We start from the raw sequence: 13,247 nt of genomic DNA on the forward strand, positions 1-13,247 counted from the left end.
AGCACCAAAATCGGGCGATGCGGGGAAATGGTTTAGCGAAGTTGCGCCTAAATGTGGCGGCATTTGTTGATGCGGCGCCTTTGAGGACGCCTTCGCGAGCAAGCCCGCTCCCACCGGAGAGCGTATTCCAAATGTGGGAGCGGGCTTGCTTGCGAAGGGGTCAGTCGTTTCAGCACATTTCTTGAACCCTGAAATGCAAAACGCCAACCCGAAGGTTGGCGTTCTGTTGAGCTGAAAAGCGGCTTAGCGCGGGACCACTGGCTTGCGAGCCGGCTTCGGCCCTTTGCCCTTGGCCGCGTCCTTGCGCTCCTTGGCCGCCTGCTGGTTGCGGGCGAACGCCGCCGCCTTGGCCTGTTCACGCTTGTCCCAAGGATTGCCACCGTCACTGGCACGCGGCGGCAGGCCGTTGTGCTGGGTGAGAATCTTGGTGGTCTTCTCTTTCGCGACCTTGTGGCTGCCGGCCGGTGTCGAGTTCTTGCGACGGGCGCTCTGGTAGCTGTCGGTCGCTGGCTGATGGGCCGGGATCAGTTGATCCTTGCCCGGCCCGATCAGATCACCACGGCCCATGCGAATCAGCGCTTCGCGCAGCATCGGCCAGCCTTTCGGATCGTGATAACGCAGGAACGCCTTGTGCAGGCGACGCTGGTCTTCGCTCTTGACGATGGTGACGCCGTCGCTCTTGTACGTGACCTTGCGCAGCGGGTTCTTGCCCGAGTGGTACATCGCGGTGGCGGTAGCCATTGGCGACGGGTAGAACGCCTGCACCTGGTCGGCACGGAAGCCGTTGCCCTTGAGCCATAGCGCCAGGTTCATCATGTCTTCGTCGGTGGTGCCCGGGTGGGCGGCGATGAAGTACGGAATCAGGTACTGCTCTTTGCCCGCTTCCTTGGTGTACTTCTCGAACATGCGCTTGAACTTGTCATAGCTGCCGATGCCCGGTTTCATCATCTGGTTGAGCGGACCTTCCTCGGTGTGTTCCGGGGCGATCTTCAGGTACCCGCCGACGTGGTGGGTCACCAGCTCCTTGACGTACTCCGGCGACTCGACCGCGAGGTCGTAACGCAGCCCGGAAGCGATCAGGATCTTCTTCACACCCGGCAAGGCACGGGCGCTGCGGTACAGCTGAATCAGCGACGAGTGGTCGGTGTTCAGGTTCGGGCAGATCCCCGGGAACACGCAGGACGGCTTGCGGCACGCGGATTCGATTTCCGGCGTCTTGCAGGCGATGCGGTACATGTTCGCGGTCGGGCCGCCAAGGTCGGAAATGACGCCGGTGAAGCCTGGCACCTTGTCGCGGATCTCTTCGATTTCGCGAATGATCGACTCTTCGGAACGGTTCTGGATGATCCGGCCTTCGTGCTCGGTGATCGAGCAGAAGGTGCAGCCACCGAAGCAGCCACGCATGATGTTCACCGAGAAACGGATCATGTCGTAGGCCGGGATCTTTTCCTTGCCGTACGCCGGGTGCGGAACCCGCGCGTAAGGCATGCCAAACACGTAGTCCATTTCTTCAGTGGTCATCGGAATCGGCGGCGGGTTGAACCAGACGTCGATTTCGCCATGTTTCTGCACCAGCGCACGGGCGTTGCCCGGGTTGGTCTCCAGGTGCAACACGCGGTTGGCGTGGGCGTACAGGACCGGGTCGTTACGCACCTTTTCCATCGACGGCAGGCGGATCACGGTCTTGTCGCGGGTCATCTTCGGGCTGGCCAGGATCTGTACGACCTTGGCTTCCTCGGGATCATCCACAGGGCCCTTTTCTTGCTCGATGGCGCAGGCCTGGGTGTCTTGGGTGTTCACGTACGGGTTGATGATCTTGTCGACCTTGCCCGGACGGTCGATACGCGTGGAATCGACTTCGTACCAGCCTTGCGGCGTGTCACGACGGATGAACGCGGTGCCGCGCACGTCGGTGATGTCTTCGATCTTGTGCCCGTAGGACAGACGCTGCGCGACTTCGACAATCGCCCGCTCGGCGTTGCCGTACAGCAGGATGTCGGCGCTGGCGTCGATCAGGATCGAGTTGCGCACGCGATCCTGCCAGTAGTCGTAGTGAGCGATACGGCGCAGGGAAGCTTCGATGCCACCGAGTACGATCGGCACATGCTTGTACGCTTCCTTGCAACGCTGGCTATAGACCAGGCTCGCGCGATCCGGACGTTTGCCGGCCATGCCACCCGGGGTATAGGCGTCGTCGGAGCGAATTTTCTTGTCCGCGGTGTAGCGGTTGATCATCGAGTCCATGTTGCCGGCCGCGACGCCGAAGAACAGGTTCGGCTCGCCGAGCTTCATGAAGTCGTCTTTGGACTGCCAGTTCGGCTGGGCAATGATCCCGACGCGGAAGCCCTGGGACTCGAGCAGCCGGCCGATGATCGCCATGCCGAACGACGGGTGATCGACGTAAGCATCACCGGTGACGATGATGATGTCGCAGGAATCCCAGCCGAGCTGATCCATCTCCTCCCTGCTCATCGGCAGGAACGGCGCTGGCCCGAAACATTCGGCCCAGTACTTTGGATAGTCAAATAACGGCTTGGCTGCTTGCATGTCGATAACCGGTGTTGGCTTTCATTGAATTTCGCGGGCGCGGAATATAGCACAAATTTTGACCAATTCCGACGGCTGTGGTCGGAAATTACGCCACGCCCCTTCGCGAGCAAGCCCGCACACACATTTGAATGCATTCCAAGTGTGGGAGCGGGCTCGCTCGCGAAGGCGTCAGCTCAAACGATGAAGAATTTACTCATCGTCGTCGAAGTTGTAACTGCCCGGCGCGAGGTTTTCGAAGCGGGTGTATTTACCGATAAAGGCCAGGCGAATAAAACCGATCGGACCGTTCCGCTGCTTGCCGATGATGATTTCGGCGATGCCCTTGTGCTCGGTTTCCGGGTGATAGACCTCGTCCCGGTACACGAACATGATGACGTCGGCGTCCTGCTCGATCGCTCCGGATTCCCGCAAGTCGGAGTTCACCGGGCGCTTGTTGGGACGTTGTTCCAGGGAACGGTTGAGCTGCGAAAGCGCCACCACCGGGCAGTTGAATTCCTTCGCCAGGGCTTTCAGGGATCGCGAGATCTCGGAAATCTCGTTGGTCCGGTTGTCACCGCTGGAACCAGGGATCTGCATCAGCTGCAGGTAGTCGATCATGATCAGGCCGACATCACCGTGCTCACGCACCAGACGCCGGGTCCGCGCACGCATTTCCGAGGGGCTGATGCCCGCGGTGTCATCGATGAACAGCTTGCGGTCGTTGAGCAGGTTGACCGCCGAGGTCAGGCGCGGCCAGTCGTCGTCTTCCAGCTGGCCGGAACGCACCTTGGTCTGGTCGATACGCCCCAGCGACGAGAGCATACGCATGATCAGCGATTCACCTGGCATCTCGAGGGAATACACCAGCACCGCCTTCTCGCTACGCAGTACGGCGTTTTCCACCAGGTTCATCGCGAAGGTGGTTTTACCCATCGATGGACGGCCGGCGACGATGATCAGGTCGGACGGTTGCAGGCCGCTGGTCTTCTCGTCGAGGTCGGTGTAGCCGGTGGACAGGCCGGTGATTGCGTCAGCCGTGTTGAACAAGGTGTCGATGCGATCGATGGCCTTGGTCAACAGTTCGTTGACGCCCACCGGGCCGCCAGTTTTTGGCCGCGCCTCGGCGATCTGGAAGATCTGCCGTTCGGCTTCGTCGAGGATCTCTTCGGCGGTACGACCTTCAGGGTTGAAGGCCGCATCGGCGATTTCGGTGCTGATGCCGATCAACTGGCGCAGCGTCGCACGCTGGCGGACGATCTGCGCGTAGGCCTTGATGTTGGCGACCGACGGCGTGTTCTTCGCCAGTTCGCCCAGGTAACCGAGGCCGCCGACCTGGGACGTCTGACCTTCCTTGTCCAATTGCTCGGCAAGGGTCACGACGTCGATCGGCATGTTCTGATCGGCCAGTTTGGCGATCGCACGGAAGATCAAACGGTGGTCATGCCGGTAGAAATCGCCGTCGGAGACTTGATCGAGCACGCGCTCCCAGGCGTTGTTGTCCAGCATCAGACCACCGAGTACAGCCTGTTCGGCCTCGATGGAATGCGGCGGCACTTTCAGCGCGGCGGTTTGCAGATCGTATTGCTCGGGAGCGGAGATTTCGTTCATGGCCACTTGGAGTCAGGTTTGAAAACGGGAGTACCAGAAAGACAAAGGGCACGACCTGTAAACAGGATCGTGCCCGATGTTACCGGCAAGCACCCGAGGGTGCCAGCCGACAAGTGTTGCTTAAGCTGCTACCACGACAACGCGTACGGTGGCTTCAACTTCGGCGTGCAGGTGCACAGCCACGTCGAATTCACCCACGTTGCGGATGGTGCCGTTCGGCAGACGAACTTCGCTCTTCTGCACTTCAACGCCGGAAGCGGTCAGTGCGTCAGCGATGTCGTGAGTACCGATCGAACCGAACAGCTTGCCTTCGTCGCCAGCGGTGGCAGTGATGGTCACTTCCAGCTCGGCCAGTTGGGCAGCACGGCTTTCAGCCGATGCTTTACGGTCTGCGGCAGCTTTTTCCAGCTCAGCACGACGCTCTTCGAAAGCAGCCAGGTTGGCAGCGGTCGCAGCGGTAGCTTTGCCGAAAGGCAGCAGGTAGTTACGGCCGTAACCGGCCTTAACGTTTACTTTGTCGCCCAGGTTGCCCAGGTTGGCGATTTTTTCCAGAAGGATCAGTTGCATGTGGAAATCCTCTTAACTTTTAACCTTCACCGTTCGCGTTATCGGTGTCTTTCGACACGTGACGACCGCGAAAATCAATCAGGCTGTCGACAATGGCCAGAACCACGAGCAACGGATAGATCAGCTGCATGAACAGCAACAGCGTGACGTACAACCCCACCAGCCAGAAACCGGCCAGTCGCTTCTGCCCGACCAGCCCGTGAATCAGGGCCAGTCCGGCGAACACCAGCGGTACACTGCACAACGGCGTCAACATGGCCATCTGTGCACCGAGATTCGGGCCCAGAAGCATCAACGCCAGCAGCAACATCGCCGGCCCCAGCGGGATCCGGATGGCGCGAAACTCGCGACCAAAACCACCCGGGTTGTACAACAACGCCTGCCAATGACGCCCGATAATCAGGCTCAGCACGCTGACGATCTGCAACAGGGCCGCAATCAGTCCGGTCAGGACCGGTGCAATCAGGGACGCGAAACGCGCTTGCTCATCCACCGACAATTGCTTGTAGGTTTCACCAAGAAGCGCCGGCATGACCTTTATCAAGGCCTGCGCGAGCATCTCGATCTGGGCCGCAAACGCCGCCCCGAGCACCACTGAAAACACCACTCCGATCACTACGCTGACCAGCAGCGTGCGGACCCAGGATTCGCTTGCGCGCAACACCAACGCAAGCCCCGAAGACCCCAGCAGCACCAGAAGTGCCCGTGGATCATCGGCATACAGCCACCAGATCAAAGCCGGCAGCAGCCCCAAGGACAGGACGCCAAGGGCGTCCGTCAATCCGCGCCGCAGAAGCACCAGGCTCCCGGCGGCAGCACCCAACCAATACAACAACGGCAATGTTGCACATCCAGCCACTACAAGAGTGGCCTGCATGCGGCCGCGCATGATGAACTCAGCTAAGGCACGCATGCATTCAATCCTTTGCTACTTGTCGACTGCCCGGTCTCAGCGGCCGTGGCTGTCGGTGTAGGCCAGCAGGGCCAGGAAGCGGGCGCGCTTGATAGCGGTGGCCAGCTGACGCTGATAACGAGCTTTGGTACCGGTGATGCGGCTTGGAACGATTTTGCCGGTCTCGGATACGTAGGCTTTCAGAGTGTTGAGATCTTTGTAATCGATCTCTTTCACGTCTTCAGCGGTGAAGCGGCAGAATTTACGACGACGGAAGAAACGTGCCATTTGATAGGCTCCTTAAAAGGTCCGTGGATTACTCGTCAGCGTTATCGCTGTTGTCGCTGTCATCACTATCAACGCTATCAGCGCCTTCGTGCTCAGGACGGTCGCGACGCTCACGGCGCTCACTGCGGTTTTCTTCAGCCTTGAGCATCTCGGACTGGCCGGTAACGGCTTCGTCGCGACGGATGACCAGGTTACGGATCACAGCATCGTTGTAGCGGAAGTTGTCTTCCAGCTCGGCCAGGGCCTTGCCAGTGCACTCAACGTTCAGCATCACGTAGTGAGCCTTGTGAACATTGTTGATTGCGTAGGCCAGTTGACGACGGCCCCAATCTTCCAGACGGTGGATTTTGCCGCCGTCTTCTTCGATCAGCTTGGTGTAACGCTCAACCATGCCGCCGACTTGCTCGCTCTGGTCAGGGTGGACCAGAAAGATGATTTCGTAATGACGCATGAATGCTCCTTACGGGTTGTAGCCTGCCGCTCAAAAACGGTCAGACAAGGAGTGAATGACACTTATGGACTTGCTGGCGCGGGGCACATGCGTGCCTGCCGTCACAGCAAGGGGCGCAATTGTAGAGAAGGGACAGAAGAGGTGCAAGGCAATTGGTGATTATTTGAACAATCACCGAAAAGCACTGTGGGAGCGGGCTTGCTCGCGAATGCGATACATCAGGCAACATTCAAGTCGACCGACATTGCGCTTTCGCGAGCAAGCCCGCTCCCACAGTTTGATGGCGTACAGCCTTACTTCCTGGCTGCTGCCTTGGCCTTGGCGCCGCGCTGACGCTGCGCTTCGAACAGGCACACGCCGGTCGCCACGGACACGTTGAGACTGCTGACGCTACCGGCCATCGGCAGGTTCACCAGATAGTCGCAGTGTTCGCGGGTCAGGCGACGCATGCCTTTGCCTTCGGCGCCCATGATCAGGATGGTCGGGCCAGTCAGATCCTGGTCGTAAATGCTGACTTCAGCCTCGCCCGCCGTACCGACAACCCACAGACCGCGCTGCTGAAGCTTTTCCAGCGTACGCGCAAGGTTGGTCACCGCCACCAACGGAATCACTTCCGCCGCGCCGCAAGCCACTTTACGCACGACCGGGGTCAAGGTTGCCGACTTGTCTTTCGGCACGATCACCGCCAGCGCGCCGGCAGCATCTGCCGAACGCAGGCAGGCGCCGAGGTTGTGCGGATCGGTCACACCGTCAAGCACCAGCAACAACGGCGCACCTTCGGTGCGGTCGAGCAACTCGTCGAGCATCGCCTCGCCCCAGACCTGGCTCGGGCTGACGTCCGCGACCACGCCCTGATGCACGCCCTCAACCCAGGCGTCCATTTCGCGACGTTCGGCCTGGCCGACCTGAACGCGATTTTCGTTGGCCAACTCAATCAGAGTCTGCACGCGCGGATCGTTGCGGCTTTCGGCCAGCCAGATCTGCTTGACGCGTTTCGGGTGGTGACGCAACAACGCTTCTACCGCGTGAACGCCGTAGATTTTTTCCAACTGACTCATGACTTCGCCTTCGGTTTACGTGCCCCACCACTTCTGGCTGGAGCCGAACCCGCTTTTGGCGGGCCTTTACGGTGTTTGCTCGGTTTGGCTGGCTTGCCGCCGGCAGCCTTGTCAGGCGCCGACCGTCCGGTCTTTCCCCCAGACGCCGCTTTACCACCGCTTTTGGCTTCGGCCAACAAGGCCTTCTTCAATTCGCGGCTTTTGCGCAGCTCGGCGTTTTTCGCCACGGCATCGCTCGGGCGATAGGCCTCCGCTGCCTTCTCCTTGGCTGGACGACGGCTGGCGGTTTTTGCCGGAGCCTTTTCGTCCGCAACCTTGGCCGCAGGTGCTGCGGTTTCGGCGCCACGCTTCTTGCGGCCGATCGGTGCGCTGATGGTTTTTTCGGCCATCTCGAAATCGATCTTGCGCTCGTCGAGGTCGACGCGCATGACCCGCACCTCAACAGTGTCGCCGAGACGGAAGCTGCGACCGGTGCGCTCGCCCGCCAGGCGGTGATGCACAGGGTCGAAGTGGTAGTAGTCACCCGGCAGCGCGGTGACGTGGACCAGACCCTCGACGTAAATGTCGGTCAGTTCCACGAACAGACCAAAACCGGTCACGGCGGTGATCACGCCCGGGAACGATTCGCCCACGCGATCCTTCATGAACTCGCACTTGAGCCAGTTCACGACGTCGCGGGTCGCTTCGTCGGCGCGGCGTTCGCTCATCGAGCACTGCTCGCCGAGTTGCTCCAGCGCCGCTTCGTCGTACGGATAGATACGCGCCTTCGGAATGGTCATCGCACCGGCACGACGAACGTGCGGGGTGTCCTGTTTCGAATGGATCACGCTGCGGATGGCGCGGTGTGTGAGCAGATCCGGGTAACGACGGATCGGCGAAGTGAAGTGCGTATAGGCTTCGTAGTTCAGGCCGAAGTGGCCTTCGTTCTGGGCGCTGTACACCGCCTGACTCAGCGAACGCAGCATCACGGTCTGGATCAGGTGGAAATCCGGACGGTCCTTGATGCTCGCCAACAGGGCCTGATAATCCTTCGGCGACGGACCATCCTTGCCTTTGTGCAGGGACAGACCCAGCTCGCCAAGGAAGGCGCGCAGTTTTTCCAGACGCTCCGGTGGCGGGCCGTCGTGGACGCGGTACAGCGCAGGAATTTCGTGCTTCTTGAGGAATTCGGCGGTGGCCACGTTGGCCGCCAGCATGCATTCCTCGATCAGCTTGTGCGCATCGTTGCGGGTGGTCGGACGGATTTCGGCAATCTTGCGCTCGGAACCGAAGATGATCCGGGTTTCCTGCGTTTCGAAATCGATCGCGCCGCGCACGTGGCGAGCAGCCAGCAATACTTTGTACAGCGCATAAAGCTGCTTGAGGTGCGGCACGACGTCGGTGTACTCGCCACGCAGCTTGCGCGCTTCGGCAACCTTCGGCGTTTCCAGCATCGCGCTGACCTTGTTGTAGGTCAGACGAGCGTGGGAATGGATCACCGCTTCATAGAAGCAGTAGTCGGTCATTTCGCCGGACTTGGAGATGGTCATCTCGCAAACCATGGCCAGACGATCAACATGCGGATTCAGCGAGCACAGGCCGTTGGACAGCTGCTCAGGCAGCATCGGCACTACGCGCTCCGGGAAGTACACCGAGTTGCCGCGCACCTGGGCTTCGTTGTCCAGGGCCGATCCGATCTTCACGTAGCTGGAAACGTCGGCAATCGCCACGTACAACTTCCAGCCGCCGGAGAACAGGCGCAACTTGCCGGGCTTGGCTTCGCAGTAGACCGCGTCGTCGAAGTCGCGAGCGTCTTCACCGTCAATGGTGACGAACGGCAGATGGCGCAGGTCGATGCGCTTCTCTTTGTCCTTCTCTTCGACTTCCGGCTTGAGCTTGGCCGCTTCTTTCAGAACGGCTTCAGGCCAGACGTGCGGAATGTCGTAAGTGCGCAGCGCGACATCGATTTCCATGCCCGGCGCCATGTAGTTGCCGACCACTTCGACCACGTCGCCTTGCGGCTGGAAGCGTGGAGTCGGCCAGTGGGTGATTTTCACCTCGACGAACTGACCGATCTGCGCATTGGCGTTGCGGCCCGGCGTGACCAGCACTTCCTGCTGGATCTTCGGGTTGTCCGCGACGACAAAACCGATGCCGCCTTCTTCAAAGTAGCGACCGACGATGGTTTCGTGAGCACGCGACACCACTTCGACGATCACGCCTTCGCGGCGTCCGCGACGATCGAGACCGGAAACGCGGGCCAGCGCACGGTCACCGTCAAACACCAGGCGCATTTGCGCCGGGCTCATGAACAGGTCATCGCTACCATCGTCCGGCACGAGGAAGCCGAAGCCGTCACGGTGACCGCTGATGCGGCCGAGGATCAGGTCGAGCTTGTCCACCGGCGCGTAAGTGCCGCGGCGGGTGTAGATCAGTTGAGCGTCGCGCTCCATGGCGCGCAGGCGGCGGCGCAGGGCTTCGATCTGGTCTTCTGTGGTCAGACCAAACTCTTCGACCAGTTGCTCGCGGGCAGCCGGCGAACCCCGATCGGCGAGATGCGCCAGGATCAGTTCGCGGCTAGGAATAGGGTTTTCATATTTTTCCGCTTCACGAGCGGCCTCGGGATCGAGGGACTGCCAATCGGCCATTAGAGAGTTTTCACCTTGTCTATATGCGGGTTAGTTTGGCATAGGCGCCATCAAACGGGAAATTTCCGACTCTATAAGGCCCTTCTAAAGCCTTGTATCGCCGCCTGAAAGCCCTTTTGAACACCGTCGGTAAAAAAAATCATTTTTTTTGCTGGCAGGGGTTTACAGTTAAAAAGACGCTCCGTATAGTGCGCGCCATCGACAACGCAGACGCGCTGTAGATCATGCCCAGGTGGTGAAATTGGTAGACACGCCAGCTTCAGGTGCTGGTGACCTTACGGTCGTGGAAGTTCGAGTCTTCTCCTGGGCACCAATTTCGAGTTTGAGACTAGATCAGTTTCAAGACTCACACAAAAACCCGCGAAAGCGGGTTTTTTGCATTCTAAGGAACGGATTTGTTAAAACCGATTTATTAAAATCAAATCAGGGGTTTACAGATCAAAAAGCGCTCCGTATAGTGCGCCACATCAACAGCGGCAACGCTCGCGATGAATGCCCAGATGGTGAAATTGGTAGACACGCCAGCTTCAGGTGCTGGTGACCTTACGGTCGTGGAAGTTCGAGTCTTCTTCTGGGCACCAATTCAAATTCAAGGTTACGACCTTGAATTTCACAAAAACCCGCGAAAGCGGGTTTTTGCGTTTCTGGCGATTGAAAAACCAATAGCCACCGGCCCTAACAAACACCTGCCCTCCCCGCAAGGCGCATCTGAGAAACAATATCGTTTATCATTGTTGCAAGTTTTTGCAATGCGACAGTGAGGAACCCTGCGAATGACGTTTCGAAATACCCTGCGCCGAGGCTTGACCTACACCCTGCTCGGCCTGGCACTCGCCACTCCCCTCACCCAGGCAGCCGACACGACTGCCCTGACCCTCTACAACGGTCAACACAAGGAAGTCGGCGATGCGATCGCCAAAGCCTTCGAGGCCAAGACCGGCATTCACGTCAACGTGCGCAAAGGCAGCAGCAACCAGCTCGCCAGCCAGGTGATCGAAGAAGGCGACCGCTCCCCCGCCGACGTGATCTACACCGAAGAATCCCCGCCACTGAACAATCTTGGCGAACAAGGCCTGCTGGCCAAGACCGATGACGCCACGCTGGCCGTGTTGCCGAAAGAATACGTCGCCGGCAATGGCACCTGGATCGGCGTCACTGCGCGGGTTCGCGTGGTGGCGTACAACCCGAAGCTGATCGATGAAAAGGATCTGCCGACATCGGTACTCGGGTTCTCCGATCCGAAATGGCAAGGCAAGGTCGGTTTCGTGCCAACCAGCGGCGCGTTCCAGGAACAGGCCGTGGCAATCATCAAGGTGCACGGTCGTGACGCTGCCGAAGAATGGCTGACCGGCCTGCGCGCCTTCGGCAAAACCTACAGCAACAACATGGTCGCGCTTAAAGCTGTGGAGAACGGCGAAGTCGCCACGGTATTGGTGAACAACTATTACTGGTTCGCCCTGCAGCGCGAAAAAGGCAAACTCGACTCGAAACTGCATTACTTCACCGGCGGCGACGTCGGCGGGCTGATCACCGTGTCCAGCGCAGCGGTACTGAAATCCAGCAAGCACCCGAAAGAAGCCCAGCAATTGCTCGCCTACATGGCCAGCGAGGAAGGCCAGCGCGTGATCACCCAGACCACCGCCGAGTATCCGCTGCACAAAGGCATGGAATCGGATCGCGGACTCAAGCCATTCAGTGAGCTGCAAGCACCGAACGTCACCCCGGCCGACCTCGGCAACGCCGAAGAAGCCTTGGAGCTGGAACGTGAAGTTGGCCTGAACTGATGGCCGCATCGTTATCCGCCCCCGCCGCGCGCGGGGGTTACGTGCCACGGCGCAAGCGGCCGTCAATCTGGTTGGTGCTGCCGGTCTTATTGCTGGTGGTGCTGAGCCTGTTGCCGCTGGCCTACGTCGGCCTGAAAGCCTGGCAGGCCGGCTGGGCTGAGGCGCTGCACTTGCTGTGGCGCCCGTACGTGTTCGGTTTGCTGCGCAATACTCTGGCACTGATGGTTGGCGTGACGCTCACCTGCGGCGTGCTTGGCTTGTCGCTGGCCTGGCTGCTGGAGCGCAGCAATCTGCCGGGGCGGCGCCTGTGGGGCGTGATTCTGTGCCTGCCGTTCGCGGTGCCGGCATTTGTCAGCAGCTTCACCTGGGTGTCGTTGAGCGCACAGTTCGAAGGCCTTGGCGGGGCGATCCTGGTGATGAGCCTGTCGAAGTACCCGCTGATCTTTCTGCCGGTAGCGGCGACCTTGCGCAACCTCGATCCGTCCCTTGAAGAATCCGCCCGCACCCTGGGGCAGAACCGCTGGGGGGTGTTTTTCCGTGTCACCCTGCCGCTGCTTTGGCCGTCGCTGCTGGCCGGCTCGCTGCTGATTGCCTTGCACATGCTGGTGGAATTCGGCGCTCTGTCGATCATCGGCCTGCAAACTTTCACTACGGCGATCTATCAGCAATTCGAACTGGAATTCAGCAACGCCAACGCGGCGATGCTCTCGGCGGTATTGCTCGCGCTGTGTCTGGCGCTGCTGTGGCTGGAACTGCGTGTACGCGGCAAAGGCCGGCATGTGCGCACCGGCCAAGGTGCGGCGCGTCAGGCTGAGCAGGTTCGACTGGGGCCATGGGCCGTCGTCGGTCAGTTGTACTGCTTGTTGCTGGCGATTGTCGGCAGCGGGATTCCGCTGGGCATGCTTGCGTATTGGCTGGCGGTCGGCTCATCGGCAGCCTTCCCGGTTGCCGCAATCACTGAGGCCCTGCTGTCGTCGCTGGCACTGTCGCTGGGCGGCGCAGCGCTGTGCCTGTTGCTGGCGGTGCCGGTCGGGCTGCTGGTGGTGCGTTACAAGGGCCAACTGGCGATCTGGGCCGAACGCTTGCCGTATCTGTTGCATGCGCTGCCGGGCTTGGTGATTGCCCTGACGCTGGTGTATTTCGCCCTGCATTACGTGCCGGCGCTGTACCAGACTTCGGCGCTGCTGCTGATCGCTTATGCGCTGCTGTTTTTGCCTCTGGCACAGGCGCCGATTCGCACGGCGCTGAACAAGGCGGCGCCGCAACTGGAAGAGGCCGCGCGCACATTGGGCGCGTCGTCGTTCACGGCGTTTTGCCGGGTGACCCTGCCGATCATCTTCCCGGCATTGGGCGCGGCGTTTGCGCTGGTGTTTCTGGATGCAATGAAAGAACTGACGGCGACGCTGCTGCTGAGTCCGACCGGGCTCAATACGCTGGCTACCG

11 protein-coding genes and 2 tRNA genes are annotated in these 13,247 nt (G+C 60.1%); 5 read left to right on the forward strand and 8 right to left on the reverse strand.

Translation table 11 applies throughout. The features are described 5' to 3' along the window. Positions 1-243: 243 nt before the first annotated feature. From U862_RS0118810 to rnr, 8 genes are all read right to left on the reverse strand, one after another. A complete protein-coding gene (locus U862_RS0118810) occupies positions 244-2,547 on the reverse strand; it encodes a YgiQ family radical SAM protein (protein ID WP_025111843.1) in 2,304 nt (767 codons plus the stop codon). A gap of 192 nt (positions 2,548-2,739) precedes the next feature. Then, positions 2,740-4,137: a replicative DNA helicase gene (dnaB, locus tag U862_RS0118815; RefSeq protein WP_025111844.1), complete on the reverse strand. Its 1,398-nt coding sequence runs from the start codon at positions 4,135-4,137 to the stop codon at positions 2,740-2,742. 120 nt (positions 4,138-4,257) lie between these two features. Next, the gene (gene rplI / locus U862_RS0118820) at positions 4,258-4,704 is read right to left on the reverse strand and encodes a 50S ribosomal protein L9 (RefSeq protein WP_003221136.1); all 447 of its coding nucleotides are present in this window, start codon (positions 4,702-4,704) and stop codon (positions 4,258-4,260) included. 19 nt (positions 4,705-4,723) lie between these two features. Then, entirely contained in the window at positions 4,724-5,617 is an 894-nt protein-coding gene (locus tag U862_RS0118825) for a hypothetical protein (protein WP_025111845.1), read from the reverse strand. A 36-nt stretch (positions 5,618-5,653) separates the two neighbouring features. Further along, positions 5,654-5,884, reverse strand: coding sequence for a 30S ribosomal protein S18 (gene rpsR, locus U862_RS0118830; RefSeq protein WP_002551829.1), 231 nt, complete (start codon positions 5,882-5,884; stop codon positions 5,654-5,656). Positions 5,885-5,912: 28 nt separating this feature from the next. Then, the gene (rpsF, locus tag U862_RS0118835; RefSeq protein WP_025111846.1) at positions 5,913-6,335 is read right to left on the reverse strand and encodes a 30S ribosomal protein S6; all 423 of its coding nucleotides are present in this window, start codon (positions 6,333-6,335) and stop codon (positions 5,913-5,915) included. Positions 6,336-6,628: 293 nt separating this feature from the next. Then, on the reverse strand, positions 6,629-7,393 hold the full coding sequence (gene rlmB / locus U862_RS0118840; protein WP_025111847.1) for a 23S rRNA (guanosine(2251)-2'-O)-methyltransferase RlmB: 765 nt from the start codon (positions 7,391-7,393) through the stop codon (positions 6,629-6,631). After that, complete coding sequence (gene rnr, locus U862_RS0118845) at positions 7,390-10,020, reverse strand: ribonuclease R (RefSeq protein ID WP_025111848.1); 2,631 nt, start codon at positions 10,018-10,020, stop codon at positions 7,390-7,392. Before rnr ends, rlmB begins: the two co-directional genes overlap by 4 nt. 226 nt (positions 10,021-10,246) lie before the next feature. Between rnr and U862_RS0118850 the strand changes: the two genes are divergently transcribed. The 5 genes from U862_RS0118850 to U862_RS0118865 form a co-directional block, all read left to right on the forward strand. Then, a tRNA-Leu gene (locus U862_RS0118850) sits at positions 10,247-10,333 on the forward strand. A gap of 181 nt (positions 10,334-10,514) precedes the next feature. After that, a tRNA-Leu gene (locus U862_RS0118855) sits at positions 10,515-10,601 on the forward strand. After that, on the forward strand, positions 10,572-10,781 hold the full coding sequence (locus tag U862_RS30795) for a hypothetical protein (protein WP_157836078.1): 210 nt from the start codon (positions 10,572-10,574) through the stop codon (positions 10,779-10,781). The genes U862_RS0118855 and U862_RS30795 overlap by 30 nt, the downstream gene beginning before the upstream one ends. A gap of 12 nt (positions 10,782-10,793) precedes the next feature. Then, entirely contained in the window at positions 10,794-11,804 is a 1,011-nt protein-coding gene (locus tag U862_RS0118860) for an extracellular solute-binding protein (RefSeq protein WP_025111849.1), read from the forward strand. Further along, the coding region (locus U862_RS0118865) for an iron ABC transporter permease (RefSeq protein WP_025111850.1) at positions 11,804-13,247 on the forward strand (1,444 nt) is incomplete at its 3' end. The genes U862_RS0118860 and U862_RS0118865, both read left to right, overlap by 1 nt.

Source organism: Pseudomonas sp. H1h (assembly GCF_000633255.1).
Lineage (GTDB): Bacteria > Pseudomonadota > Gammaproteobacteria > Pseudomonadales > Pseudomonadaceae > Aquipseudomonas.

Excerpts from the sequence above, each read along its gene's own strand:
- rnr (WP_025111848.1), bottom strand. The coding sequence starts at position 10,020 with ATGGCCGATTGGCAGTCCCTCGATCCCGAGGCCGCTCGTGAAGCGGAA.
- rpsF (WP_025111846.1), bottom strand. The coding sequence starts at position 6,335 with ATGCGTCATTACGAAATCATCTTTCTGGTCCACCCTGACCAGAGCGAG.
- U862_RS0118860 (WP_025111849.1), top strand. The coding sequence starts at position 10,794 with ATGACGTTTCGAAATACCCTGCGCCGAGGCTTGACCTACACCCTGCTC.
- rplI (WP_003221136.1), bottom strand. The coding sequence starts at position 4,704 with ATGCAACTGATCCTTCTGGAAAAAATCGCCAACCTGGGCAACCTGGGC.
- dnaB (WP_025111844.1), bottom strand. The coding sequence starts at position 4,137 with ATGAACGAAATCTCCGCTCCCGAGCAATACGATCTGCAAACCGCCGCG.
- rlmB (WP_025111847.1), bottom strand. The coding sequence starts at position 7,393 with ATGAGTCAGTTGGAAAAAATCTACGGCGTTCACGCGGTAGAAGCGTTG.
- U862_RS0118825 (WP_025111845.1), bottom strand. The coding sequence starts at position 5,617 with ATGCGTGCCTTAGCTGAGTTCATCATGCGCGGCCGCATGCAGGCCACT.
- rpsR (WP_002551829.1), bottom strand. The coding sequence starts at position 5,884 with ATGGCACGTTTCTTCCGTCGTCGTAAATTCTGCCGCTTCACCGCTGAA.
- U862_RS0118810 (WP_025111843.1), bottom strand. The coding sequence starts at position 2,547 with ATGCAAGCAGCCAAGCCGTTATTTGACTATCCAAAGTACTGGGCCGAA.